Below are 22,391 nucleotides of genomic sequence, written 5' to 3' on the forward strand. Positions count from 1 at the left end.
GTTGCAGCCGCTGCTCCCCTTACTCGCCCACATAGCCGACGAATCCGCCCATGTCGTGGTCGTGACGGACGCCGAGGGCAGGGTCCTGGGGCGTGACGGCAACCCTGACGCGACACGCGTCCCCGACCGGGCCGGCCTCGCCGACACCAACGGCGGCATGACCACCGCACCGGCGACCCGCCCGCCGGTGCGGGTCTACTCGGAAGAACAGCTCATGCGCATGCTGCACGTCCAGTCGCGCAGCGCCGCCCCGATCATCGACCCCGACACCGACCAGGTGCTCGGCTGCGTCGACATCACTGATACGGCGCGCTCTCCCCATCCGGCCACGGTCGCGCTGGTCTGCGCCACCGCCAAGCTCGCCGAGACCCAGCTCGCGCTGCGCATGCACGAACGCGACGAGCGCCTGCGCCGCCGCTACGAGGCGCTGGGCGGCCGCCCCGGCATCCTGCTCTCGCCGACGGGCCGCGTCATCTCCGGAGACCCGCTGGGCACGCTCGGCGAACGGGTCCCGCTGCCCGCCCCCGGCGAGCGCATGATCCTCCGCGACGGCCGATTCGTCCTCCTAGAACCCTTCTCCGACGGCTACCTCCTGCGCGCCGCACCCCCGCCATCCGCTCCCGCCCGCCTCCGCCTCCACGGCTTCCTCGGCTCCGGATCGCCGACGGCCCTGGTGGGCGAGCGCCACCTGCCCCTCTCCCTCCGGCACACGGAGATCCTCGCCCTCCTGGCACTCCACCCCAGCGGCCTCACCGCCGAACAACTCTCTTTCCACCTGTACGGCGACGACGGCAATCCCGGGACGATCCGGGTCGAGATCCACCGCCTCCGCGCCGAACTCGGCAACACGATCGGCGCCCGCCCGTACCGTCTGACCGCCCCCATCGAGGCCGACTTCCTGGAACTCCGACACCTCCTGGCAAGCTCGGACCCCGCGTCACTGGCACGCGCCTACACAGGCCCCCTGCTCCCCCGCTCGGAATCCCCCGAAATCCGCCGCGAACGGGACGAACTTGAGGTCCAGGTACGCACGTGCCTCCTGCTGCGCGGCTCACCCGACGATCTGTGGGCGTACGCGCAGACGTCCGGGGGCCGAGAAGACCTCGAGGTCCTCCAGCGCCTCGCCACCACCCTCCCCGCCACCGACCACCGCGCCGCCGCCGCCCGCGCCCGCCTCCGCGCCTGACACCCTCCAGCCGACTCCCCCAACACCTCTCCACACGCTCAAGCACGGGAGACACACCTCCGTCGGCTCCTCACCCGCCCAAGTACGGTGACGCTCCCGCACGGCCTGGCGCAGGGACACTCCCGCCCTCCGCTCCTCGCACTGCCCAGCGCGGGAAGACACTCGCCCGCCAGCTCTTCGCACGACCCGACGCGGTAGGCACCCCCTGAATCGGTGCGGCCTACCCGGTGTGGTCGGTGTGGTCAGTTGTGGTCGATTTCGCCGATCACCTGGGCGCCGAGCTGGCTCTGGAGGAGTGCCATGCCGGACAGTTCGTTTACGTCCGCGTCGGCGTCGTTCAGCGGGTCGACCTCGTCGGCCTCCGGGCCCTTCCGACGTTCCGGGACCGCGTCCGGCCAGGCGGTGGAGCCTCCCTGACGGGGCGCGGGGGCTCTGGGACCCGCTTGGGCGGCTGCCTTCGCGGCCGACCTCGCGGCGGCCAGACCTGACCCGGCACCCCCAGCCGGAGGGGTTCCTCCGGGCGCGCCCGAGCCGGGACGCCCCTGGGGCCGGACACCGGAAGTCGATTGAGTGGGGTCCGGGGTGGGCGGTGAGCCGGGGCTCGGGTCGTCAGGGGCGTCCGGCCAGGACTCGTCCGTCGTCGGCCGGCCACCGCCCTGGGCCGCGTGGTCGGCAGGTCCGGGGGGTTGGCTAGCCTCCTGGGAGCCGGAATCGTCGTCCGACGAGCCATGCGAACGAGTACGGCCGTGCCCCGACGAGGGCTGCCCGCCCTGGGCGGTGCTCTGCGGGGCCGCGCCGGAGCCTGCCTGGTTGTACCGGGAAGCACTCGACGGATCCTGCTGGCCTGCGTGCGAGCCCGGCTGAGGACCCGAGTGAGACCCTGGCTGGGGACCGGACTGAGGACCCGAGTGAGAGCCCGGCTGAGGACCGGACTGAGGACCCGAGTGAGAGCCCGGCTGAGGACCCGGGTGAGAGCCCGGCCGCGGGCCGCCGGAGCCCTGAGGGACCGGGGAACCGCCCACGACCGCCTCGACCCGCCAGGTGCCGCCGAACACGTCGCCCAGCGCACTGGCCACCACGGCGTCCTTGCCGCCACCGGTGAAGTTCTTCATCGCGCCGACCTGGCCGAAGCCGAGCGTGACCAGATTGCCCTCGATGCCGACCACCTGGGCGTTGGTGCTCACGTTGGCCCAGACGACAATGCTGCGCTGCTTGAGCGCGGCCAGCACAGCGGGCCACTGCTGCTGAACCGCCCCAGCACCACCCGCTGCGACCCCACCGCCACCATGAGCCGCACCCGCTTGAGCCGACGAGCCTTGAGCCTGGGCCCCCTGCCCATAGGACCCCTGACCGTGGGACCCCTGACCGTGGGACGACTGGCCTGGGGACGACTGCCCCTGAGAGGACTGTCCCTGCGACGATGCGGCATGCGACGACAGCGCCTGGGACTCGACTCCATGCGACGCCGCGCCCTGAGACCCGGCGGCTGACTGCGCTGGCCGACCGGGACGTGCCGGCTCCGGCCAGTCGTCGGCACCGCCCGCCTGGGAACCCGCACTCGTGGAAGCACCATCGGCCGAACCATCCGCCGCCGAACCGTCGGCGTGCACGCCCGCCCCGACCTGCGGGCCACCGGCATGCGCAGCACTTCCGGGAGTCGCAGCACCACCGGCGTACGCAGCACTCCCCGCCTGCGGTCCGCCACTCGCGTACCCGGCACTACCGGAATGCCCAGCACCACCAGCCTGCGCAGCGCCAGCCGCGTAGGACCCCCCGGCCACGTGAGAAGCACCACCCTGCGCGGACGCTGCCCCCGGTTGCGGCATGGGCGCCACCGGCGGACCGGAGTCACGGGCCGTACCCACGGCTCGGGCGGCCATCTGTGCGACAGCACCGCCGCGTTCAAGACGTTCGAGGCGGGCGAGCAGGGCGTCCTCACCCTGCGAGGCGCCGGGCAGCAGGACGCGGGCGCACATCAACTCGAGCAGGAGCCGCGGCGAGGTCGCGCCGCGCATCTCGGTGAGGCCGGTGTTGAAGATCTCGGCGGCCCGCGTGAGCTCGGCCGGCCCCATCGAGCCTGCCTGCTGGACAAGGCGATCCAGCTCGTCGGCCGGGCGGTCGAGCAGACCGCTGGTGGCCGCCTCGGGGACGTTCGCCAGGATCACCAGGTCGCGGAAGCGTTCGAGCAGGTCGGCGGCGAACCGCCGGGGATCGTGGCCACCCTCGATCACCCGGTTGACGGTGTGGAAGACCTGTGCCCCGTCACGGGTGGCGAACGCGTGGACGACCTCGTCGAGCAGGTCGCCATCGGTGTAGCCGAGCAGCGAGACGGCCTTGGCGTAGGTGATGCCGTCTTCCTCCGCCCCCGCGAGCAACTGATCCAGGATGGACAGCGAGTCACGCGCGGATCCGGCGCCGGCGCGTACGACGAGTGGAAGAGCGGTCGGCTCGAACGGCACGTTCTCCGCGAGGAGAATCTCTTCGAGCAGCGCACGCAGCGTCGCGGGCGGCATCAGCCGGAACGGATAGTGGTGGGTACGCGACTTGATGGTGCCGATGACCTTTTCCGGCTCGGTAGTCGCGAAAATGAACTTCAGGTGCGGCGGAGGCTCCTCGACGAGCTTGAGCAGCGCGTTGAAACCCTCTCGGGTCACCATGTGCGCCTCGTCGATGATGTAGATCTTGTAGCGCGCGGAGACGGGCGCGAAGAAGGCTCGTTCGCGCAGGTCACGCGCGTCGTCCACACCACCGTGGGAGGCGGCGTCGATCTCGATGACGTCGAGGTGGCCCGGGCCAGTGGGGGCGAGCGCGACACACGACTCGCAGACGCCGCACGGATCCGGGGTCGGCCCCTTCTCGCAGTTGAGCGAACGCGCCAGGATGCGGGCGCTGGATGTCTTTCCGCAGCCGCGCGGTCCGCTGAAGAGGTAGGCGTGGTTGATACGGCCCGTACGCAGTGCCTGTCGGAGCGGATCTGTGACGTGCTCCTGACCCTTGACCTCAGCGAAGGTCCCAGGTCGGTACCTGCGATAAAGCGCAAGGCTCATGCGACCATCCCGCCTGCGAGGGGGTTCTCAACGAAGAGACCCCCCGCACACCCGCCAGAGCCCGCTTATCCTTGCTGCCTTCCGGCCCTGGGGAGGTTCACAGGATGACGCCGCGCGAGGGGTCCTTGGACAGTCTAGCCACATCCGGCAGTGCTCGCTGCAGCTAAACCGAGGCCTCGCCACACGTAAATCGTGGTCTCGGCACGCGCCGGAGTCCGGTAAGCTAACCGGCGGAGGATTCGCCTAGTGGCCGAGGGCGCACGCTTGGAAAGCGTGTAAGGGGCAACCCTTCAGGAGTTCAAATCTCCTATCCTCCGCCAGTCCAGAAGGGGTGTGCCGTGATCACGGCACACCCCTTCTGGCGTTCGGGTCTCAGCCGACGCCAGACCCCCGCTTGATCTGCGCGATCCCGGCAGGGAGCCAGAGCATGACGCAGCTACCGAGCGTCCGGCCGGCCACGAACAGCTCCACGAGCGAGATTTCCGACACGCATAGCGTCGTGAATTTCGGCATGAAGACCTATGCAACCCCTGTATCACTGCCGCATATCTCCGGAAAGTGTTTCCGAGCGCGACGATCGGCCAGCGACCTTACCAAATCCGTAGATCAAAACCCGGCTTGAGGTGCGTCCGAATTATCGGGACAGCGCAGGTACGGCTGCCACGAACAGCGGACATAACGCCAGGCGATCACATCGATACGCATCACCAATGGTCCGATAATAACCACAAGCCATAACGCGGAACGCGAATGCACCAGTCGTTCTACAGATCGTCATACATGTTAGTAAGTATTGCGTTTCCTTCGAACGGGACAGATCATTTCGATCATGGGCTGGGTCGCCGCCTGCCAGGAGGGTGAATCCCACGCCGTTCGTGCTCAGGAAGGACGATTAATGATCCGTCGCGCACTGGTCGCCGCAGCCGTGGCCGCCGTTGCCCTCGTCGCCCTCCCCACCGCCCCAGCGCAGGCCAAAGCCTGCTCGATCGACTACTTCTGCGTCACCACGTACTTCTCCGACGCCGCCCACACCACCGTGGTCGGGTCGAGAGAGGAGGACTGCGGCGGCTTGGTGTACGTCTGGGGCACGCGCAGCTCCTATGTGGACATCTACCGAAGCCCCTGCTGAGCCGGACGCCGGGCAGTTCATTCCGATCGATCTGCTGAAGCTCCACGCCGTCTTCGTGCTTAGGAAGGACCGTTCATGATCCGTCGCGCACTGAGCGTCGCGGCCCTGGCCGCCGTCGCGCTCGCCGTCGTACCGGCCACCGCGCAGGCCGGCACACAGGGTTTCCGCTGCCAGGCCGGCTACATGTGCAACACCACGTACTACTCCGATTCCGCGCGCACCAACTTGGTCGGCGCCAAGACAGAATTCTGCAGCGGTGAGGTCTCGACCTGGGGCATCACCACCGGCTACAGCAACTGGTCCACGAGCTCCTGCGGCTGAGCGAAGGCATCCGGCGGGGTGGCGCACCGGCGCCCCCCGCCGGATCGCGGGTCCCGCCCCGCCACACCACAGACGCCAGAGACGGCCACCCGCTGGTATGCGAACGTCATCCGCTCACCCGAGCTCACCTGACATCGCGACGTCGATCTCGCGGGACACCTGCTCGATCCGTTCCTGCACGAACTCCGCGTCGAGCGCCTTGGGCAGCGCCGCGAGCTTCGCGTCGACCTCGTCCATGATCGCCCGGGCCTGGCGTTCGGCATCTTGCTGAGCGGTCAGGATCGCCTCGCCGACTTCCCGGGCGAGAGCCTCGGCGTCCAGTCGCTTGCTACGCGGCGCGAGAACGAGTTCCCGTACTCTCCCTCGCCCATCGGCCACCGCACGGACCAGCCCTTCGGCCCCCTCGCCCGCACCGGTGATCCGCCCGAGCCGGGCATGGGCGTCACGCAGGCCACGGATCGCGTCCTCCGCCCGCGGCAGCAGGTGGTCCAGGTATTCACGGTCTTCCTGCATGGACGACGGTCGCACGCGGCCCCCACAATCACGTCTGGTGCGGGAAGCCTTCCAGCCGTGGCTCGGCGAGAGCGAGCATTTACAAGTTCCTCGAAATGTCCGCCAAGCTGTCGGTCACTGCCTAGCGTGCCGGGAATGTACGGGAGATTCGAGGCAGATCCTGACTCGCTGGAAGCCGGATCCGGGCAGATGGGGCGGCATGCCGAGGAGTACCAGTCGGTGCCCCGGCATCTGGAACAGCTGGGGCTCGGCGGCTCGTGGGGCAGCGACGGGCTGATCGCGCCGTTCGTCATGGCGTTCGCGGAATGCGTCCAGACCGGGGTACGCACGCTGTCCGTCCATGGCGCCGTGCTCGACACCACGGGGACCGGCTTGGGGGACACGGCCGCCACAATAAGGAACGCCGACGCCGCGAGCGTCATCCCGACGCCAGGGACCACGGCATAGGTATGGACACGCCGCCCCTCATCGACGAACTGGCCCAGATGATCGGCGTCAACGTCCTCGACGTCGATCCCGACAAGGTGGTGACGGACGCGAGAGTCGTGCGCGACACCGTCCCGAACCTGACCACACTGGCCGAGAGCGCCGACTCCACCCTGGAGCGGGCGACCGACGGCTACCAAGGACAATCGGCGACGGCGCTGGCGGAGAACTGGCAGCGCAACGGCGGCGGCCTGCACCAGACCGCCGCCGCGATGAACGTCCTGCCACCGGTGGCGAACGGGTTCGCCTCGGTGGCCTCGGCCGCCCGGCTCGCGGAGATCACGCAGCTCGTGGATCTCGCGAGCGTCCTGAAACTGACCCTGGGAGCGGGCGCGGCGGGAGCGGGCCTGGCGGCGAGCAGGATGGCCTTCTCCCGCGCGGCGATCCAGCGGATCAAGCACACCTTCGAGCGAGGCGTCGCCACCCGTCTCACCCCCGCGGTCGAACGCATCACCCGGCGATTCGAGGAACTCGGCGAAAAGGTGGCCGGCCCGCGAGGCGGCCTCGGCAATCCCGCGCTGGCCGGGCCGGGCGGCCGGTTGAGCCCGTACGAGGGCGGGACCGCCTTGCACGGGGATCGCGGCCTGCGCACGAACATAAATTGGGGCAAGAAGGACAACACCGGAAAATTTCATGGCAACGTGCCCGACGACACAGCCGGGATGACGGAAAAAGAGAAGCGGAGGGTAAAAAAAGACCTGGAGGACAGCGTCAAGGCAAGAGAGGAAGAAGAAGCATGGCTCGGATTCTCTGACGCCGGCCACCAGGAAAGAATGCGCCGAGAACGCGAAGCCCTGGAAAAGCTCAAAAACGATCTGAATGATTGGTAAGGGATCCATGGATACGCGGCCAGGGGACGACCTGATCGACCGCATTCGTACGCACCCCGGCGACGACGCCGTCGTCGGCCCCGCGGCCAATGACCTGCTGGACGAGCTGTACGCGGGCTATCCCGTCGAGAATCTCGGCAGGCTCATTCACAGCAACGACGCCGCGTCCGTGAAGACGGGAGCCTGGCTGCTCTCGGAGCTGGGAGAGCGCGCCGCTCCCCTGATGACGGAAATCCCGGCGCTCCTCGGCCACCCACTGCTGTACGTGAGATTCTTCGCCGTCGAAGTCGTGCTGACGAACGCCGCCGACGGACCGGTGATCGCGCGAACCCTGAACTTGAGCCAGGACCCTGAACCCGCCGTGCGCTGGAAAGTGCTCCGCTTCCTGGCCGCCGCCACGACCGATCAATTGGCGGCAGGAGTGCCACACCTTCCGGCCGGCCACATCAGAACTCTGACGGAGTGGCTGATCCACCAGGAAACCGAGCAGGCGAACCCCCGCGAAATCATCGAGCGGCTCGACGCCGACGACCTGACCACGCGCCTGTTCGCCGCCGCGGCGGCGGCTCGTCTCTCCGGAAAGGACCCGGCGCTCCTGGAGCGCGCCGCCGACACGGAGACCGAGGAGATCCGCTCGTTCGCCCTGGAGCGACTGAGGTCGTCACGCTGAGGCGGTGACCAGGGGTAGCGTTTCTTAGTCACCCCCAACGACCAGGACCGCCATGACCGGCGCGGAGACCCCCGACCTCTTCCACGACGATCCGATGGCCCGGCCGCTCACCTATCCGGGCCGCCTGCCCCGTACCTCCGGGGTGGTGGTCGACAACGCCTACCTGCCCTTACACCCCGTCGCGGGAAGGCCGGCGGATGAGTGGCAGGTGGGCGACGAGACGCTGGACCAGCTCCTGGCCCGCCTCGGCTGCTCGCCGATGCCGGCCCGCCGTCCCATCGTGGCCGTGGGATCCAACGCCGCCCCCAGCCAGCTACGCCGCAAGTTCCTCGGCCACTCGACCCGGCCGATCGTCCCGATGACGCTCGCCGACGTGGACGGCATCATCGCCGGCGTCTCCGCGCACGTGAACAAGCGGGGCTACATGCCCGCCGTACCGGTGGAGGCCCCCGGCGAGACCTCGCGGCTGTTCGTCCTCTGGCTCGACGACCAGCAGCTGGCGACGCTGGACCGCACCGAGCCCAACTACTGGCGTCGCGTCCTGCCGACCGAGCGCCACCCGGTGACCCTGGAATCCGGCGTACGGCTGCCGTCGTGCTTCGTCTACGTCGGCCGGCACGGCTGCCTGGTGGACGCCACCGGCCGGGCCCGCGGCCTGACCGACCAGACGATGCTCATCCAGAGCCTGCTCGACGAATCGGAAGAGCTCCGTCGCCTGTGCGGGACCAACCCCGAAGACTTCATCACCCGCGTTCGCCAGGAAGTCGTCCGTGAGGCGATCTACCAGCTCTTTCCCGCCGAGCGCCGCGTCCACGCGCAGCCCCGTCTCATGGCCCTTCCTTCGATACCCGACACATTTGGGCATTGACGAAAATTTCTTACATGTTTTGATGGATCAAGTTGGAAAGTTTCACCACCTCATCGGGGGACGTCCAGAGCCAACCCCAAGGAGGACGCGCATGGCGCGCAGCCAGCCCACTGACCCACCCATCGACTTACTCGCCGCCGTCCAAGGAGAGGTCTCCTGGTTCTGCTGCGGCACAGCCTGGGGACCCTGCAGCACCACCGGCAAGGGAGCCTGTGGCACCTGCAACTCGGGAAGCCTCCAGCACGCCTGGCCCAACACCTCCGACGCCTGTTGGGCGATCACCCACCCCGACACCTGCGGCTTCAACCTCTCCCGGCGGACCTGCGGGTTCCAGCACAAGATCACGGGACTGTGCAGCGGTTCCAGCGTCGTCACCGCCATCGCCGACTGCGGTCCGCAGACGGACCTGTTCTGCGGTGAGAAGAGCTGTTGCGGCGCGACCTGCGCCGGCGACCGCATCATCGACCTCACCCCGGCCGCCTACAGCAAGATCGCCAGCCTCTCCACCGGCCTGCGACCGTGCGAGATCTCGACGCCCTAGGGAGCTGACGATGACCAGCAGACGGCAAATGCTCAAGTCCGCCCTGCTCGGCGGTGGCGCCGGCGTGGTCGCCGCGACCGCGCTGGGTTCGCTCGGCCCCGAGGCGGCGTTCGCCTCGGCCAAGGCGCAGGAGGTCGAGCCCGGCGCTCCCGACCCCAACTTCGCCGAGGGCCGGATCCGCTCGATCAAGGACAACACGCTCCTCGTCCTGGGCTCGAACATGGTCTTCCACAACATCAGGGTCGTGGACGGCACGAGCCTCTGGAAGCTCGGACCGATCCCCTTCGACCAGGCCAAGCCAGGTGACGGCCTGTACGCCCGAGGCGTGCGGATGCCCGACGGAGTGCTCGCCGCCGAGGCGGTATGGCTCAACATCGTCAACATCAAAGGCCACATCAAGAACATCACCAGCGACAAGCTCCACCTCGACCACAACGGTCAAGAGGTCCTCTGCCACGTCGTGCCCGGCAAGTCGGTCGCCATCCATTCCGAGTCACCGCCGTCCTCGGACCTCTCGATGCTGCGGGTGAGCCAGCACGTGCAGATCCTGGGCGCGTGGCGGCCGGACACGAACGAGGTCGACATCGCCACCGTCTTCTCCCCCCACTAGGAGCGACAGATGCAAGGGATCGCCGCGCTTCAGCCGTACGTGATCGCCCTCTTCCTCGTCTGGGCGGCCCTGATGAAACTGTTCAGTCGTCGAATGCGGGCGGAAGCCGGACGGACCGCACTGGCCCGGCTGGTCGGCTCGGCGCGCGCGATCCCCACGCTCCGGCTCGTCGGGGTGGTGGAGCTCGCGGTGGCGGCCGCACTGCTGCTGCCTCCGGTCTCCCCTGAGGAGGGCGCGGCCGCCGCCGTGCTCTGCACGGGCTTCCTCGCCTATCTCACCTATTCGTACGCGACCGCGCCCACCTCGTCATGCGGCTGCCTGGGCGCGCACTCCCATCCCGTGAACTGGCGCGCCTTCGCCCGCGCGGGGCTGCTGTGCGTCGCGGGTATCGCGGCGATCTGGGCCCGGCCGTACCCGCTGGATCCCCCGCTCGTGGCGCTGGGTCTGGTGGAGGTCGTCGCCCTGCTCGGCCTGTCGGCGGAGCTGGACCGCTACTGGCTGCGCCCGCTGCGCCAACTGCTCGTCCGGATCCGCCGGCCGCTCGCCGTACGCTCGCCGGAGGAGATCCCGCTGGAGGTCTCGCTGCACCTGCTCTACCGCAGCCCCGCCTACTGCTCGGCGTCCGCGCAGCTCACCTCGGACGTCCAGGACGTGTGGGACGAGGACGACCTCCGGTTCGTGGTGTACGGGGCGCGCGAGCGGACGGCCGTCTTCGCCATCCCCCTGTCCGGAGTCGACCCCTCGGCCGTCCGCGTCGCACTCACCTGATCAGAGCGCCTGGCCGGACCGAGCCGATCGAGCGCGCCTTGGGCGACGCCGCGCTCAAGCCGGTACGAGGGCCTTGGAGCGATCGGCGACCAGGTGGACGGCGATGCCGGCGAGCACGGTGCCCATGAAGTAGCGCTGGATCCGCAGCCAGAGCGGGCGTTGGGCCAGGAAGGCCGCCAGAGCGCCCGCCGACACGGCGATCAGGGCGTTGACCAGGGTTCCGATGAAGATCTGGACCGAGCCGAGCGCGAGGCTCTGCAGCAGCACGTGCCCCATGGCGGGGTCGATGAACTGCGGCAGCAGCGAGAGGTACAGGATCGCGATCTTCGGGTTCAGCAGGCAGGTGAACAGGCCCATGGCGAAGAGTTTGCGCGGCGGCTCGATCTCCAGCTCGCGCGGCTCGAAGGCGGAGGTGCCGCCGGGCCTGACGGCGTTCCAGGCCAGCCAGAGCAGGTAGGCGGCGCCGGCGAGCTTGAGCACGGTGTAGGCGGCCGGCACGTATGCGAAGATCGCCGTCAGGCCCAGGCAGGTGGCCGTCAGATAGACGGTGAAGCCGAGCGCCACCCCGATGAGGGAGATCAGGCCGGCCCGGCGGCCCTGGGTGATGGAGCGTGACACCAGATAGATCATGTTCGGCCCAGGGGTGAGGACCATCCCCAGTGACACCAGTGCGATTCCCAGCATTCCACCCGTCATATGGGCACATTAGCGGACATTCTCTCCGTACATACATGATTACTCTTCGTGCAACAGGCGACGCGGCAGGTTCACCGGTGGCATCTAAGGGCCCCTTTCGGGAAGCTGTCATCCGAGCAGCACCCGAGAAGGGACCTCAGCGATGGACTTCAGGGACGACGCCAACCTCGACGCCTCACAGGTGGAGGACGTTGGCGGCAGTGGCGGCGGTGGCGGTGGCGGGGGCGGGTTCCCGGGCGGCGTGGTCATCGGCGGTGGCGGGATCGTCAGCCTGATCGTGCTCGTCGTGGTCTTCGTCCTGAACAACCTGAGCGGCGGCGACAGCCAGCCCGCTCAGCAGCAGCCGTCCTCGAATCTGTCGCAGCAGTGCCGGACCGGCAAGGACGCCGACCAGTCGGAGAAGTGCCGGGTCGTAGGTGTGGTCAACAGCATCCAGGACTACTGGAAGACGCAGATTTCCGACTATCGCCCGGCGAAGACGGTCCTGTACTCCGGCAGCCTGCGTACCCCCTGCGGCGCGGCCAGCTCAGCGGTCGGCCCCTTCTATTGCCCCGGTGACCAGCGCGTCTACCTCGATCTGAGCTTCTTCAACCAGTTGCAGAGCCAGTTCGGCGCCAAAGGCGGCCCCTCTGGCACGGATGTACATAGCTCACCGTCAGTGACTAGTCCCCTCGCGCAGGCGTACGTGATCGCACACGAGTACGGACATCACGTACAAGACGAGCTAGGGACTATGGCCAAGGTCGGCCAGGGCGCCGGCGCCGAGAGCGGATCCGTCCGTCTGGAGTTGCAGGCTGACTGCTATGCGGGGGTATGGACGCATAACGCCTACAAGACCGGCTTCTTTGAGCAGCAGTTCACCAACAAGGACATCGCCGCGGCCCTCGACGCCGCCGCGATCGTCGGCGACGACAACATCCAGAAGCACACCCAAGGGCGCATTGATCCCGATTCGTTCACGCACGGCACCTCGGCCCAGCGCGTGAAGTGGTTCAGCACCGGCTACAAGAGCGGCGATCCGGAGCAGTGCGACACCTTCAGTGGCTCGATCTAGGTCGACCCACCTTGCCGCACTCAAGGCACCCGTCGGAGCCCGGGAACCAGAGATGGCCAAGCACAGCCCAGCACATCGGCCGGCGCCACCAACGCCGCGGCGGCGACCAGAGTCGGCCGGCCGCGAGCTCGTCGGTAGAGAATCCCGCCGGCGGCGTGAGCCCGCTTGCGAACGTCGGTAGGACAGCGGTCGGCCGGTCGTCGGTCCAGGGGACTCGAATACGGGGGATGACCTCGGTCGGGATGTCGTCAGGTCGCATGTGCGAAACGTAGCGAGCCCTTACGCAGAGTGCGCAAGGGCTCGCTATCGGACTTCACCCAGCAACCCGATTCCGCCTGATCCCGCGAGAATCACCGGCAAGGTACAGCAGTACATGCGTCGAGGCCCGCACCGCTTCCCCACGGGCGAGCCTCGACATCGAACATTTTATCGACGCCGTCGGAACGGCACGACGACGCCCCCAGCCCCGGTCAAGCTCGCCGCCGCGGCGTCGAACGGAATCTCGCCTTGCTTCGCCCGCGGCCGGCGCCGACACGTCGCAGCATGCACGCGAAAGCGCGTTTCGAGCGGGTGCGCGACCTGGTCGGCCTCGGCCGCGGCCGTGATGGTCCGGCACCACCACACGCGGACGTCCACGCGGTACGCCGCCACTGTGCCGAGCGGATCCGGCTCGACGTCGAGGCACTGCCGCTCGCCGCCCTTCGTCACGGCGAAGAACACCAGCGCCTTGCAGTCCTCGCAGCGCGTCACCTCGCGGGCGTTCGGCTTCACGGCCCCTCCACGAGGTCGACGTCGCGCTCGGGGTCGAACGGGGTCCAGTCGACCACGGCCGCGCTCGGGTGCCAGGTCTCCGGATGCCGGAAGCAGCGTTGCGCGAGCAGCCGCTCGCCGATCTCGCCCTCGAGGCGGATCGCGAGGATCCGGCCACCGTCGACGTCGACGAGCTCAGGCGCCCCTGGTAGGCCGGCCGAGATGCGCTGCCGGCACCGATCGTCGACGGCGCCGTGTCGGCGCCGCGGCTTGTGCACTACGCACCGGCCAGGCCAGTCGCGGAACACCGCCACGACCTCGCCGACAACGAGCACCACAGTTCGCGCGTTCATGCGGGAATCCTCCTTGACGGGTGACAGTCCGGGCAGCGTCCGAGGTCGTCGCGAGTCTCGGGGTGCTCGCGGCGCCTGGTGGTCGGGTTGCACTGCCCGCACCAGGTGAGCGGGGCGGGTGCGTTGGCCTGCTCGACAGCGGCCCGGGCTCGCGGCCACCACGGGCCCGGGGTCTTGAGGCGGCCCGGGCCGATCGTGGCGCCGTCGGCCGCACACTCGAGCATCGCGCGCCGGACGATAGGCCACGGCCGGTCACTGCACTCGAGCAGCGCGGCCCGCACCTCTGAGGCTTTCCAGTCGCGCCGAATCACGAGGACCTCGGCCACGGCTCGAATGATCTCGGAATCCTCCCCCTCCCCCGAGACGCCGGCCACTGCGGCGCCTGTGGATATCTCGGGGAGGGAGGGGGAGGGGGTTTCTCTCTCTTCTCTAACTTCTCTATAAGGAATAGCTGCCGCACCCTGCGGCAAGGGTGGCCGCTGTGTGCGGTAAGGGTTGCCGCTGTCAGCGGCCACGGCCCCACTTTGTCCGTTAATAGGTGGCCGCTGTGTGCGGCCACCCTGACCAGGCGTTTTACCGCCCGAAGACGGTTCGGGGCGACCCACTTGAGGAAAGTTATCCACAGGCTCGCGCTCCGTAGCCGCGTCCGGAATGCGCTGTTCGCGCTGAATCCGCGAGAGCTTCGTGTCGTACAGCACGTACCGGCTCGCGGCCCTCGAGCGGGTGCCGGCCTTGAACATCGGGATCACCTCGACGTACCCGCATGCGATGAGCTGCTTGAGCCCGCGGTCGAACGAGTCGACCGACAGGCCCATCACGGCCGCGATCTCGGCTCGGGTGAGTTCCTCGGCACGCCTCGAGTAGATGTCGACGCACAGCGCGAGGCAGACGTACGCAGCCTTGCCGTTCTTGTCGAGCCGCTCGTCGGCGATCACCTCGTGATAGACCTGCCCGAACCAATCGACGTCGCCCCCGCGACCGACCGCATGCCGGGTCGATCCGCGCGTCACTCGTCCGTCCTTGCTGTTGTGGTCATGCTTGCCCCCGGGGGATATGTGAGACGGCCCGCAGAGGGGCCGACGAAGTGTCGTCTTGGCCAGCACGCCGCGCACGGCGGCAGCGTGCGCGCAATGGCGTGGAGCCGCTTGAGGTTGCGCCATGCCTGCTCAGGCGTGATCGGATCCGAGAGCCTCGGCAGCCGCTTGTACCGCTCGAGCTCGAGCGTCTCGAGGGAGCCGTACCGCTCGCGATAGAGCTGGGCTACCAGCTCCCCATGTCCCGCTACGGTCATCCCGTTCCCCCGCCTGACAGGGGCCCATGACGGTAAAGTGCTGCGCATAGCGCGCGACCTCCACACAGGTCGTGGCCCCGCCGGGATTGGCGTCCCATCAGGCGGGGCTTTCGCATTTCTAGGGGTCGATCACCGGCCCAGGCCCGGGAGTCCCCTTCTGGCGCGAGAAGTGGTTCCAAGGGGCCATAGACCGGCGACCGATGGGGGCACCGTACTACGGGCAATGTACATAGGTGAGCGACTCGGCCGAGCTCGGCGCGCGTTAGAACAACACGAGCTGCACAACAGGCAGGCCGAGCACGATGCGATCGCGCTGCGGCCCGCCGTCCGCGGCTCGGGCCACGTACCATTCGGCGATGATCGCCTTGGTCTGCGCGATCGCCGCGTCGAGCCCTACGCCGTGGTTCTGACCTCGGCAGATCAGGCAGACACACCGCTCGTCGCTGCCGTCGTAGCAGCTCGCATCGCACCGGCCGATGACCTCGCGCCCTCGACGGTACGTCGCCAACGTGACCATAGGCTTTTATCATGCCTTGACCAACGCTCCCGTGCAGGTGACTTACGGGTGATACCTCTTAGAGCCACTCGGCCCGGGCCCGCCACTCCCGGGGTACCGTCGTGTGCGCTGCTGCCGGGTCGGCGATGACATCGCTCACCCAGTGAGCTTGAGGGCGCCAACGGCCATCGACGAGGATCTCGCGGCGCCCGGGCGTCCCTCGGTCGGGGACCACGAGCCAACCGTCGTCGAGGACCTCGACGACGGTCGCGGGGCAGCCTGCCCAGCGGCCGAGGTCTGTGCCGCGGTCGGTGACGATGACGCGATCGCCGGCCTGTACGTCGCTCATGAGGTCGTCTCCTCGGGTGGCTGGTCGCCGATGTAGGTCACGCGGGCCGAGTAGGTCGCGGCGTTGCGCGGCACCTCAAGGCCGTGCCGCTTGAGCCTCTCCGCCGCGACCTTCTGATTCATCCGCTCGCCGTTCGACCGCCAGCCGAGCCGGTACGGGCCGTACTCGCCCTCGGGCAGCCCGTCGAGGATGGCCTCGGCGAACGACTTGTCGCTCTTGCCGTCGGCCTCGCGCTCGCTGCCCTCGAGCCGCATCTTGAGCGCGGCCTCGATCGCCGGGCCCTGGTCATCGAGCTCGGTCCGGATCGTCTTCTGACGGTCGGGCCAGCACCGCGTGACCCACTTGCAAGCGTCGGCCTTCCAGTCGAGGCCCGGGCCGCGGCAACCGCGGGGCGCGAGGTCGGGGTTCCGCTTGGCCACGGCGCGCACGTCGAACAGCCAGCGCATCGCGGCGTCGGCCTCGGCCTCGTCGTACGGGCTGATCCACACGTAGTGCTCGCCGCGGGCGCGGTCGATGTAGAGGAGCGCGACCCAATCGACGCGCTGCCCGGCATCGCGCCGACCCTTGCCGTAGCCGTGCACCTGCCAGTTGTGGTTACGCTTCGGGCCGAGCCGGCGAGCCTTGCTGATCGCGCTCTCGGTGCACGTCTTGAGGTCGACCACGATGCCGGTCCCGTCCGGGCGCCGGAGCGTCACATACAGGTCGCTGTGCCCCTTGAGGCCGTCAACGAAGAGCGTGCCCTCGACCTCGCACCCGCCGAGCGAGTCGGCCAGGAGAGGGAGGATCTTCTCGTGCAGCCACGTGCCGAGAATCGCGGCCCTGGTCGGGGGCGGGGCGTCGCTCGGGGGCGTGCCGGCGATGATGTACGCGGCCTCGCGCTCGCACCCGCCCAACGCCGAGATGCCGAGTTCGGGTTGCCAACCGCGCTCGTGCATGAGGTCGGCGCGAACCCACATGTCCTCGACGGCGACGTCGAGGATCGCGCGTAGGTCGTCCGAGGTCATGGCCTCGGGCGCGATCGTCATCGGGTGGCGCCGTTCGCCGCGGTGGTGCGACGGGCGCGGCTGTTGGTCTTGGGCTGATCGACCTGGTCGAGCGTCTGCTGTCCGGGGAAGTCCGCGGGGCCGGTCGAGCCCGCGGGCGCGGTCTTGAGCCACTCCTGACGGGCGAGGATCACGTTCCCGATCGGCCGTGCGTCGTCGTCGCTCGCGGGGGTGTTGACCCACTTCTGATCGCGGGCGTGCGTCCACAGGTCGCGGAGCCGGTCCTCGGCCGCCTTGCGCGTCTTGGCGGTCGCCCCGGGCACGACCGTCGCGACCTCGTCGACGAGCTCGGCCATGGTGGCGGGGTACTCGACGATGTCGGCGTCGACCGGCTCGTGTGCCGACGGCTGCACGGCCGACGGCTCGCCGTTGGGCTGCGCGGGGCCGACGGGCTGGTCGACGTCGACGAGCTCGGCCTCGACCGTCTCGTCGATGCGGTCGCGCAGCTCGTCGGGCGTGTAGCCGAACCCGAGCAGGATGTCGGAGGCGTAGGCGCGCAGGCACCTCGAGGTCGCCCGGGCGACCATCATCGCCCGCGGGTTCTTCCTGTAATTCGAGTTCTCGCGCGTAGTCAGGCCCGCGAGCTGCGCGTCTTCCATGGTGTAGGTGACGGGCCTCGAGGGTGCCTTGCCCTTGCGGGTGAACCGCACCGTGCACGCCTTAGTGCTGTCCTCGAGGATCTCGAAATCGTGGCCGGCGCGGAGCACGAGCCCGCGCATCAGGTTGGCCGACATGCCGATCTTGCCGCGCTCGCAATACATCTCCTGAGCGGCCGTCATGAACGGGATGTCGAGCGTCGCGGCCGTCATCATCATCGCGACGATGTTGCCCGTCTTGCCGCGCAGGTGGTCGGGCAGGATGCCCGCATCGCTGAGGACCTCGGCGAGCTTCATACGGTCATCGAACGACGCGGGCACGTCCGTTCGAGCAACGAGGGCGATCTCGGTCGTCATGCTGTTTTCCTCCACTGGCCTATGTCTTGTGACTATCGAACGCTGCGGCCTAGGTGACCGGCAGACGTCCGCCCGGGTTGCGGGCGAACGATGGGTATTACTTGATCTGTGCGCCAGGTGGGTTGTAGGGGCGGCCGGTCGCCTCGGCGAACGGCCGCCAGTCCTCGGGTAGCCACATGGGCGCGTACGAAATCGTGAGTCTCGGCGGGGGTGGCGCCGGCGTGCTGGCTTCATCCGCATCGCGAGTGCGTTTGTGCCAGGCCTCCACCGCGTGAACGGTGACGTCGAACGCCGTGGCGACGTCCGCGATCCCCAGGATCGGGGGCAAGGCGGGTCGTTCGCCGAGATCGATATCGGTTGGATCTTCGGGGTTGCGGAACCGGTCGGCGTACCAAACGCTCTTGCCGCTCACCTCGAGATCAGGTTTGCCGAACTTGCCGCGCCTCTTCCATGCGTAGATCGTGTTCGGTTTGCGCTGATACAGCGAGGCGATCCCCTCGAGCCCTATAAGTGCAGGTAGTTGCATGCTTTCTATCGTGATCACCTCCTCTCGAGACATTGCAAGACCGACCGTACACCTATGTACATCGCCATTGCAAGACGATCCGTACACGCATGATCGAGATGGGCCCTCGACTACTCGCCACATACACTCACAGGGCACGCGCCGGCCTCGCGCCGGCGGTTCCTCCACTGGCCGTGTAGGACGTGCACGCGGCGCCCCGCTTCGCGAGAGCGGGGCGCCCTACCCCCGACCTGCAAAGGTGCGCCGATGACAAGTGAGTCGAGCGATTTCGAGGCGCTGCTCGCGCAGATCCGCGAGCAAGCCGGCGAGCCTCTCAGCCCCGAGCAGATCATCGAGCACATGCGTTCAACCGGCGAGCTCGACCAAGCACTCGCCGCGCGGCGCGATGAACTCGCCGACATCTACGATCGGCACAGGCGCGGCCAGTCGGCACGCCAGATCGGCGCCGAGTTCGGCATCCCCGCCTCCAAAGTCATTAAGCGGCTCGAGATTCTCGGTGTCCCTTTCGGCCCCACCCGTCGCGCTAAGTGATAGGCGCCGTCCAAGCGGCCTCCCAGGTCTCGCGGGTGACCTTCCCGGACAGCCGTAGGCCCTTCTCGCGCTGGAATGCCCGGCACACATCACGCGAGGCCGATCCGTACCGGCCGTCAACGACGATCGACCAGCCGCGTCGCTTCATACGTCCCTGCCACCGCTCGACGTCCTCGCCCGTCATGACCGGCGGGTACTCGAGAATTCGGCCCGGCCATGGCGGGGCCTCGACGGGCTCGTCGCCGCTGGCATCGTCGTCGGGCCGTTGGTACCCGCGGCCGATCCAGTCGTACAGCCACTTGCCCGGGCAGGTCGTCGAGTAGCCGTCGCGGTGTCCTTTGACGTCCCGGCCGGCGCCGCCCTCGGAGCGGGCCCAGTCGATCGCGTCGACGAGCCCGTGCAGCATGAGGGGCGGCGGCATGACGAGGCCCGAGTCGCCGACCAGTGCACAGAACGCGTAGTGATCGGCATTGAGCCCCTTGCCGTTGGCTGCGGGAAGGATGTGCAGCCCGCGGCCCTCGAACACCTTGCGGTGTGGACAGACGAGCCCCGTGTACCCGATGTCTGCCCAGAGGTTCACGTCCATGTGCTGTCGCTGGATCGCCTTGACCAGGGTGACGCACCCGCTGTGATTGGTCACGATGTCGGGGGCGACGTGCTCGCCAACGTAATGGATCTTGACGCCGAGCGGGCGTGCCCTGAGCACGACCTCGCCGCGGGTCTCGCGGGCTCGCCATCCTGCCCTGTCGACGAGGTCGATCATCCTGCCCCCTTGGCGACCAGCGAGAGGATCGCCACCACCAGGCCCGCGGCGGCGAGCATGAGCGTGAGCTTGCCGTGCGGCCACCGTGCGGTCTCGAGCGTGCGGATCCGTCCCTCGTGGTCATCGACGCGCGTCACGAGGCCCGACACCTTGTCGTCGATCCGGTCGACCTTGCCGTCGATCTTGGCGACCTGTCCCCCGACCTCGACGACGGCGCCGTACACCGTGGTCGCGGTGACCACACCGCGGAACGGGTCACCCTCGGCCATCACCTCGGCCCCCCGCCTGCCAGGAACGCCGCGAGGTCGTCGTCGAGGCCGAGGGAGACCAGTTGCTCGTACGCGCGTAGTCTCACGACGTCGCGGTCGGCCCGGGCCCGATCGAGCTGTCGGCGTCGCGCTGCGGCGTGCTCGGCTATGAGCCGCTCGCCCTCCTCGGCCGTGATCCGCGTGAAGCCAGCCGGCGGGGGCACCTCGGCCCCGAATCCGGGCGGTCCCTCGAGGTCGACGAGCTCGCGCGTCTTGATACGGCCGTCGGCATGCTGGAAATAGATCTTCATCAGCTCAACCCCGCTAGTACGAGCGCCCGTACCGTCCATCTGACCTGCCCGTATTGGCCGCCGCTCTGGCCATTGCCGACCGAGATCGACGCGCTGTAGAGCAGCGAGCCACCGGGCGGGATCGTGCCCCCGCCGATGAGGGGTTGGCAGTACTCCCAGTGGACGGCGTCCATGCTGGTACCCGTTGCCGGCGCCCCGTTCTCGACCAGCAGGAACGAGTTACTGTCGATCTGCGCGCCGACTCGCGCGTCGCCCGTCGGGATGTTGAAGTCAATATCGACGTTCACCCAACGGAACACAGTCGCGGAGTAGCACGGCGACGGGTTGTTGATCAGAATGTCTGCCGTGTCGATCTCGGTGAACGAGACGGGACACGTCGCGTAGACGTCGGCCGTGCTCCCCGACGCCGAGACCATCGCAGCCTTCGCGTACGGCGGGGCCCAGATGCCGCACGCCTCATCGATGCGCAACGGGTTGGCGTCGACGGCGTCGCACGAGTAGGGCCACGGTGCCGCGTCGGGTTCGCCGCACACCCGGATATGTAGCCGGCCGTCCTCGTCGACCTGGAACTCGCTGCCCACACAGATAGCCACGTCAGTCCCCCTTTGGTTGGGCGAGGCGCGCGTTCAGCTCGACGACCTCTTGCAACGCGGCGGCCTCCGCCGCCTCGGCCCGGGCGAGTCGCTGACGCAACAGCCGGATCTCGAGCGCCATGCACTGCGCCTCGTCGAGCAACTTCTCGGGCGTGATCTCCATCAGGCGATCCGGCGGATCATGATGTACGACTCTCCGTAGACCGTGGTCAGCCCCACGTCGGAGGTGTTCTGCGCCCACTGGAGTCGCAGCGTGCCGGCGGTCGCGGCCGTCGACAGAACGCCGCGCTCTTGAATCGCGATCCCGCTGCTTATGGCCTGGTTGCTGTAGGGCGTCGCCGTGGTCCAGCCGTGGCAGCCCGACCGCATGGCGGTGTTGGTTCGGTTGTCGAACCCGGGCGTGAGCGTGGCTTTGGCGTCCGGGGTCGGGCCCCAGCAGGCGCGCAGACCAGTCGCGCCGGCAGGGACGGTCCATGCCGTCTTGAAGTCCCCCGCGGCCGGCCCATCGCCCATGATCATGGCGAGTACGTCGTACTTGGCGTTGGCGACCACGCTCACGAGTAGGGCGTCGTCGTCCTGCAACACGGTCGAGCTAGCGATCGACTCGTTCGCGCCCTTGACGATCGTGCGTAGCTGTCCGATCCCGTTGACCTGGAGATCCCCACCGACGACAAACTTGCCGTCGGTGGTGAGCTCGGCGACGTTCGACCGGTACAGGGTCGTGTCACCGACCGCCGCGCCTGAGCCCCACAAGTGCTTGCCGTCGGCACTGATGATCAATCGCTGCTGAGCATCGGCCGTCAGCTTCACGCGCAGCGCGGGATCCGCGGCCAACGCCCGGTTGATGTCCAGCCGTGAGGAACTCAGCGTGAGATCAGATGTGATCGTCGTCGGAACGTAGATGCCGCCGTCGCCGCCGAACGTGGCGAGGTTGGGGCCGTCAAGTGAGGTGAACGCGCGGATCCTGTTGAGCGCGTCATCGTAGGTCAAGCCCTGGCCGAGGCCCGAACCGATGCAGTCTTGGATGCCCTCGCACGACAGGCCCCCGCCGGCCGTGATGACGTAGGGGTTAGTCGGCGATCCGGATCCGCTGATCGCGATTCCGTCGCCGGCGGCGAGCACGCATGAACATTGAGATGTGCAGCCACAGCGGCTCACGGGTCGGCCTTCCTCGTCTGAAAGGGGCCCGGCCCATAGCGCAGCGGCTCACTGGTCAGCGTACCCCGCGGCCCCTGCCGATCCCCGGACGGCCGAGCCTTACGGCAGCGCGATCACGGTCGTCGTGCTGGTCGTCGTGTTTGTCGCGGTGAGCTGGCCGAGGCCGTTGACGGCGAGTAGGTAGGCGTTCGGCGGGATACCGATCACGTACTCGCTGCGCGTCTCCAATCGTCTGATGCGGTCGTCGAAGTCCTTCACGAGCTCCTCGGCCGTGCGGGGCCGTAGCTGTCGTTGCGTCACGTCGAGG

At 68.4% G+C, this 22,391-nt stretch carries 31 protein-coding genes, 1 tRNA gene and 1 other RNA gene; 13 read left to right on the forward strand and 20 right to left on the reverse strand.

Features of this window, described 5'->3' with window-relative positions; translation table 11 throughout:
- Position 1: 1 nt before the first annotated feature.
- Positions 2-1,186, forward strand: coding sequence for a helix-turn-helix domain-containing protein (locus tag KLK06_RS10160; RefSeq protein ID WP_214635097.1), 1,185 nt, complete (start codon positions 2-4; stop codon positions 1,184-1,186).
- A gap of 242 nt (positions 1,187-1,428) precedes the next feature.
- Here the strand turns inward: KLK06_RS10160 and KLK06_RS10165 are convergent, their stop codons facing one another.
- Together KLK06_RS10165 and ffs are read right to left on the reverse strand one after the other, a co-directional pair.
- A complete protein-coding gene (locus KLK06_RS10165) occupies positions 1,429-4,233 on the reverse strand; it encodes a DNA polymerase III subunit gamma and tau (protein ID WP_214635098.1) in 2,805 nt (934 codons plus the stop codon).
- A gap of 31 nt (positions 4,234-4,264) precedes the next feature.
- Positions 4,265-4,360: signal recognition particle sRNA small type (gene ffs / locus KLK06_RS10170), an RNA gene on the reverse strand.
- Between the two features lie 105 nt (positions 4,361-4,465).
- Between ffs and KLK06_RS10175 the strand changes: the two genes are divergently transcribed.
- Positions 4,466-4,553 (forward strand) — tRNA-Ser (locus KLK06_RS10175).
- 52 nt (positions 4,554-4,605) lie between these two features.
- Here the strand turns inward: KLK06_RS10175 and KLK06_RS10180 are convergent.
- Positions 4,606-4,746: a hypothetical protein gene (locus KLK06_RS10180; protein ID WP_214635099.1), complete on the reverse strand. Its 141-nt coding sequence runs from the start codon at positions 4,744-4,746 to the stop codon at positions 4,606-4,608.
- Between the two features lie 382 nt (positions 4,747-5,128).
- Here KLK06_RS10180 and KLK06_RS10185 point away from each other — a divergent pair, with 382 nt between their 5' ends.
- Positions 5,129-5,362, forward strand: coding sequence for a DUF6289 family protein (locus KLK06_RS10185; RefSeq protein WP_214635100.1), 234 nt, complete (start codon positions 5,129-5,131; stop codon positions 5,360-5,362).
- A gap of 75 nt (positions 5,363-5,437) precedes the next feature.
- Positions 5,438-5,683 (forward strand): DUF6289 family protein, encoded by a 246-nt coding sequence (locus tag KLK06_RS10190; RefSeq protein ID WP_214635101.1) that lies wholly within the window; start codon positions 5,438-5,440, stop codon positions 5,681-5,683.
- Between the two features lie 114 nt (positions 5,684-5,797).
- On the opposite strand, the gene KLK06_RS10195 is transcribed toward KLK06_RS10190, so the two are convergent.
- On the reverse strand, positions 5,798-6,196 hold the full coding sequence (locus tag KLK06_RS10195; RefSeq protein WP_214635102.1) for a YbaB/EbfC family nucleoid-associated protein: 399 nt from the start codon (positions 6,194-6,196) through the stop codon (positions 5,798-5,800).
- Positions 6,197-6,331: 135 nt separating this feature from the next.
- Here KLK06_RS10195 and KLK06_RS10200 point away from each other — a divergent pair, with 135 nt between their 5' ends.
- The 7 genes from KLK06_RS10200 to KLK06_RS10230 all read left to right on the forward strand — a co-directional run bounded on the left by KLK06_RS10200 (position 6,332) and on the right by KLK06_RS10230 (position 10,969).
- Positions 6,332-6,643: a WXG100 family type VII secretion target gene (locus KLK06_RS10200; RefSeq protein ID WP_214635103.1), complete on the forward strand. Its 312-nt coding sequence runs from the start codon at positions 6,332-6,334 to the stop codon at positions 6,641-6,643.
- A 2-nt stretch (positions 6,644-6,645) separates the two neighbouring features.
- The gene (locus KLK06_RS10205) at positions 6,646-7,512 is read left to right on the forward strand and encodes a hypothetical protein (RefSeq protein WP_214635104.1); all 867 of its coding nucleotides are present in this window, start codon (positions 6,646-6,648) and stop codon (positions 7,510-7,512) included.
- A gap of 7 nt (positions 7,513-7,519) precedes the next feature.
- The gene (locus KLK06_RS10210; RefSeq protein ID WP_214635105.1) at positions 7,520-8,182 is read left to right on the forward strand and encodes a hypothetical protein; all 663 of its coding nucleotides are present in this window, start codon (positions 7,520-7,522) and stop codon (positions 8,180-8,182) included.
- Positions 8,183-8,234: 52 nt separating this feature from the next.
- A complete protein-coding gene (locus tag KLK06_RS10215) occupies positions 8,235-9,050 on the forward strand; it encodes a hypothetical protein (protein WP_214635106.1) in 816 nt (271 codons plus the stop codon).
- Between the two features lie 91 nt (positions 9,051-9,141).
- A complete protein-coding gene (locus tag KLK06_RS10220; protein WP_214635107.1) occupies positions 9,142-9,591 on the forward strand; it encodes a septal ring lytic transglycosylase RlpA family protein in 450 nt (149 codons plus the stop codon).
- Between the two features lie 10 nt (positions 9,592-9,601).
- On the forward strand, positions 9,602-10,201 hold the full coding sequence (locus KLK06_RS10225) for a cell wall protein (RefSeq protein WP_214635108.1): 600 nt from the start codon (positions 9,602-9,604) through the stop codon (positions 10,199-10,201).
- Positions 10,202-10,210: 9 nt separating this feature from the next.
- The gene (locus KLK06_RS10230; protein ID WP_214635109.1) at positions 10,211-10,969 is read left to right on the forward strand and encodes a MauE/DoxX family redox-associated membrane protein; all 759 of its coding nucleotides are present in this window, start codon (positions 10,211-10,213) and stop codon (positions 10,967-10,969) included.
- Positions 10,970-11,023: 54 nt separating this feature from the next.
- On the opposite strand, the gene KLK06_RS10235 is transcribed toward KLK06_RS10230, so the two are convergent.
- A complete protein-coding gene (locus tag KLK06_RS10235) occupies positions 11,024-11,653 on the reverse strand; it encodes a LysE family translocator (RefSeq protein ID WP_250905168.1) in 630 nt (209 codons plus the stop codon).
- A 154-nt stretch (positions 11,654-11,807) separates the two neighbouring features.
- Here KLK06_RS10235 and KLK06_RS10240 point away from each other — a divergent pair, with 154 nt between their 5' ends.
- Positions 11,808-12,719: a neutral zinc metallopeptidase gene (locus KLK06_RS10240; RefSeq protein ID WP_214635111.1), complete on the forward strand. Its 912-nt coding sequence runs from the start codon at positions 11,808-11,810 to the stop codon at positions 12,717-12,719.
- Between the two features lie 426 nt (positions 12,720-13,145).
- On the opposite strand, the gene KLK06_RS10245 is transcribed toward KLK06_RS10240, so the two are convergent.
- From KLK06_RS10245 to KLK06_RS10280, 8 genes are all read right to left on the reverse strand, one after another.
- Positions 13,146-13,490 carry a hypothetical protein gene (locus tag KLK06_RS10245; RefSeq protein ID WP_214635112.1) on the reverse strand — a complete coding sequence of 115 codons (345 nt, stop codon included), beginning with the start codon at positions 13,488-13,490 and terminating at the stop codon, positions 13,146-13,148.
- Positions 13,487-13,822 (reverse strand): hypothetical protein, encoded by a 336-nt coding sequence (locus tag KLK06_RS10250; RefSeq protein ID WP_214635113.1) that lies wholly within the window; start codon positions 13,820-13,822, stop codon positions 13,487-13,489. Before KLK06_RS10250 ends, KLK06_RS10245 begins: the two co-directional genes overlap by 4 nt.
- Complete coding sequence (locus KLK06_RS10255; protein WP_214635114.1) at positions 13,819-14,832, reverse strand: hypothetical protein; 1,014 nt, start codon at positions 14,830-14,832, stop codon at positions 13,819-13,821. The genes KLK06_RS10250 and KLK06_RS10255 overlap by 4 nt, the downstream gene beginning before the upstream one ends.
- A gap of 543 nt (positions 14,833-15,375) precedes the next feature.
- The gene (locus KLK06_RS10260; RefSeq protein ID WP_214635115.1) at positions 15,376-15,630 is read right to left on the reverse strand and encodes a hypothetical protein; all 255 of its coding nucleotides are present in this window, start codon (positions 15,628-15,630) and stop codon (positions 15,376-15,378) included.
- Positions 15,631-15,688: 58 nt separating this feature from the next.
- A complete protein-coding gene (locus tag KLK06_RS10265) occupies positions 15,689-15,958 on the reverse strand; it encodes a hypothetical protein (protein WP_214635116.1) in 270 nt (89 codons plus the stop codon).
- Positions 15,955-16,983, reverse strand: a complete 1,029-nt coding sequence (locus KLK06_RS10270; protein WP_214635117.1) for a hypothetical protein — start codon at positions 16,981-16,983, stop codon at positions 15,955-15,957. Before KLK06_RS10270 ends, KLK06_RS10265 begins: the two co-directional genes overlap by 4 nt.
- The gene (locus tag KLK06_RS10275) at positions 16,980-17,954 is read right to left on the reverse strand and encodes a hypothetical protein (RefSeq protein WP_214635118.1); all 975 of its coding nucleotides are present in this window, start codon (positions 17,952-17,954) and stop codon (positions 16,980-16,982) included. The genes KLK06_RS10270 and KLK06_RS10275 overlap by 4 nt, the downstream gene beginning before the upstream one ends.
- A gap of 97 nt (positions 17,955-18,051) precedes the next feature.
- A complete protein-coding gene (locus KLK06_RS10280) occupies positions 18,052-18,498 on the reverse strand; it encodes a hypothetical protein (RefSeq protein ID WP_214635119.1) in 447 nt (148 codons plus the stop codon).
- Between the two features lie 228 nt (positions 18,499-18,726).
- Here KLK06_RS10280 and KLK06_RS10285 point away from each other — a divergent pair, with 228 nt between their 5' ends.
- Positions 18,727-19,011 carry a hypothetical protein gene (locus KLK06_RS10285; protein ID WP_214635120.1) on the forward strand — a complete coding sequence of 95 codons (285 nt, stop codon included), beginning with the start codon at positions 18,727-18,729 and terminating at the stop codon, positions 19,009-19,011.
- Here KLK06_RS10285 and KLK06_RS10290 read toward each other — a convergent pair.
- The 7 genes from KLK06_RS10290 to KLK06_RS10320 all read right to left on the reverse strand — a co-directional run bounded on the left by KLK06_RS10290 (position 19,004) and on the right by KLK06_RS10320 (position 22,384).
- Positions 19,004-19,774: an N-acetylmuramoyl-L-alanine amidase gene (locus KLK06_RS10290; protein WP_214635121.1), complete on the reverse strand. Its 771-nt coding sequence runs from the start codon at positions 19,772-19,774 to the stop codon at positions 19,004-19,006. The genes KLK06_RS10285 and KLK06_RS10290 overlap by 8 nt on opposite strands.
- Positions 19,771-20,043, reverse strand: coding sequence for a hypothetical protein (locus KLK06_RS10295; protein WP_214635122.1), 273 nt, complete (start codon positions 20,041-20,043; stop codon positions 19,771-19,773). Before KLK06_RS10295 ends, KLK06_RS10290 begins: the two co-directional genes overlap by 4 nt.
- Positions 20,043-20,333 (reverse strand): hypothetical protein, encoded by a 291-nt coding sequence (locus KLK06_RS10300; RefSeq protein WP_214635123.1) that lies wholly within the window; start codon positions 20,331-20,333, stop codon positions 20,043-20,045. Before KLK06_RS10300 ends, KLK06_RS10295 begins: the two co-directional genes overlap by 1 nt.
- On the reverse strand, positions 20,333-20,926 hold the full coding sequence (locus tag KLK06_RS10305) for a hypothetical protein (protein WP_214635124.1): 594 nt from the start codon (positions 20,924-20,926) through the stop codon (positions 20,333-20,335). The genes KLK06_RS10300 and KLK06_RS10305 overlap by 1 nt, the downstream gene beginning before the upstream one ends.
- Before the next feature lies 1 nt (position 20,927).
- Entirely contained in the window at positions 20,928-21,089 is a 162-nt protein-coding gene (locus KLK06_RS10310; RefSeq protein ID WP_214635125.1) for a hypothetical protein, read from the reverse strand.
- Positions 21,089-22,048 carry a hypothetical protein gene (locus tag KLK06_RS10315; RefSeq protein ID WP_214635126.1) on the reverse strand — a complete coding sequence of 320 codons (960 nt, stop codon included), beginning with the start codon at positions 22,046-22,048 and terminating at the stop codon, positions 21,089-21,091. Before KLK06_RS10315 ends, KLK06_RS10310 begins: the two co-directional genes overlap by 1 nt.
- Positions 22,049-22,183: 135 nt before the next feature.
- Positions 22,184-22,384, reverse strand: a complete 201-nt coding sequence (locus tag KLK06_RS10320; protein ID WP_214635127.1) for a hypothetical protein — start codon at positions 22,382-22,384, stop codon at positions 22,184-22,186.
- Positions 22,385-22,391 lie beyond the last annotated feature (7 nt).

Source organism: Nonomuraea sp. NEAU-A123, from assembly GCF_018603905.1.
In the GTDB taxonomy this organism is placed as follows: domain Bacteria; phylum Actinomycetota; class Actinomycetes; order Streptosporangiales; family Streptosporangiaceae; genus Nonomuraea.

Bases quoted from the DNA above. Each gene is read 5' to 3' on its own strand.
- KLK06_RS10220 (WP_214635107.1), top strand. From the start codon at position 9,142: ATGGCGCGCAGCCAGCCCACTGACCCACCCATCGACTTACTCGCCGCC.
- KLK06_RS10295 (WP_214635122.1), bottom strand. From the start codon at position 20,043: ATGGCCGAGGGTGACCCGTTCCGCGGTGTGGTCACCGCGACCACGGTG.
- KLK06_RS10310 (WP_214635125.1), bottom strand. From the start codon at position 21,089: ATGGAGATCACGCCCGAGAAGTTGCTCGACGAGGCGCAGTGCATGGCG.
- KLK06_RS10185 (WP_214635100.1), top strand. From the start codon at position 5,129: ATGATCCGTCGCGCACTGGTCGCCGCAGCCGTGGCCGCCGTTGCCCTC.
- KLK06_RS10270 (WP_214635117.1), bottom strand. From the start codon at position 16,983: ATGACGATCGCGCCCGAGGCCATGACCTCGGACGACCTACGCGCGATC.
- KLK06_RS10165 (WP_214635098.1), bottom strand. From the start codon at position 4,233: ATGAGCCTTGCGCTTTATCGCAGGTACCGACCTGGGACCTTCGCTGAG.
- KLK06_RS10215 (WP_214635106.1), top strand. From the start codon at position 8,235: ATGACCGGCGCGGAGACCCCCGACCTCTTCCACGACGATCCGATGGCC.
- KLK06_RS10195 (WP_214635102.1), bottom strand. From the start codon at position 6,196: ATGCAGGAAGACCGTGAATACCTGGACCACCTGCTGCCGCGGGCGGAG.
- KLK06_RS10290 (WP_214635121.1), bottom strand. From the start codon at position 19,774: ATGATCGACCTCGTCGACAGGGCAGGATGGCGAGCCCGCGAGACCCGC.
- KLK06_RS10235 (WP_250905168.1), bottom strand. From the start codon at position 11,653: ATGCTGGGAATCGCACTGGTGTCACTGGGGATGGTCCTCACCCCTGGG.
- KLK06_RS10265 (WP_214635116.1), bottom strand. From the start codon at position 15,958: ATGAGCGACGTACAGGCCGGCGATCGCGTCATCGTCACCGACCGCGGC.
- KLK06_RS10200 (WP_214635103.1), top strand. From the start codon at position 6,332: ATGTACGGGAGATTCGAGGCAGATCCTGACTCGCTGGAAGCCGGATCC.
- KLK06_RS10210 (WP_214635105.1), top strand. From the start codon at position 7,520: ATGGATACGCGGCCAGGGGACGACCTGATCGACCGCATTCGTACGCAC.
- KLK06_RS10190 (WP_214635101.1), top strand. From the start codon at position 5,438: ATGATCCGTCGCGCACTGAGCGTCGCGGCCCTGGCCGCCGTCGCGCTC.
- KLK06_RS10285 (WP_214635120.1), top strand. From the start codon at position 18,727: ATGACAAGTGAGTCGAGCGATTTCGAGGCGCTGCTCGCGCAGATCCGC.
- KLK06_RS10230 (WP_214635109.1), top strand. From the start codon at position 10,211: ATGCAAGGGATCGCCGCGCTTCAGCCGTACGTGATCGCCCTCTTCCTC.
- KLK06_RS10180 (WP_214635099.1), bottom strand. From the start codon at position 4,746: ATGCCGAAATTCACGACGCTATGCGTGTCGGAAATCTCGCTCGTGGAG.
- KLK06_RS10240 (WP_214635111.1), top strand. From the start codon at position 11,808: ATGGACTTCAGGGACGACGCCAACCTCGACGCCTCACAGGTGGAGGAC.
- KLK06_RS10300 (WP_214635123.1), bottom strand. From the start codon at position 20,333: ATGAAGATCTATTTCCAGCATGCCGACGGCCGTATCAAGACGCGCGAG.
- KLK06_RS10225 (WP_214635108.1), top strand. From the start codon at position 9,602: ATGACCAGCAGACGGCAAATGCTCAAGTCCGCCCTGCTCGGCGGTGGC.
- KLK06_RS10275 (WP_214635118.1), bottom strand. From the start codon at position 17,954: ATGACGACCGAGATCGCCCTCGTTGCTCGAACGGACGTGCCCGCGTCG.
- KLK06_RS10260 (WP_214635115.1), bottom strand. From the start codon at position 15,630: ATGGTCACGTTGGCGACGTACCGTCGAGGGCGCGAGGTCATCGGCCGG.
- KLK06_RS10205 (WP_214635104.1), top strand. From the start codon at position 6,646: ATGGACACGCCGCCCCTCATCGACGAACTGGCCCAGATGATCGGCGTC.
- KLK06_RS10250 (WP_214635113.1), bottom strand. From the start codon at position 13,822: ATGAACGCGCGAACTGTGGTGCTCGTTGTCGGCGAGGTCGTGGCGGTG.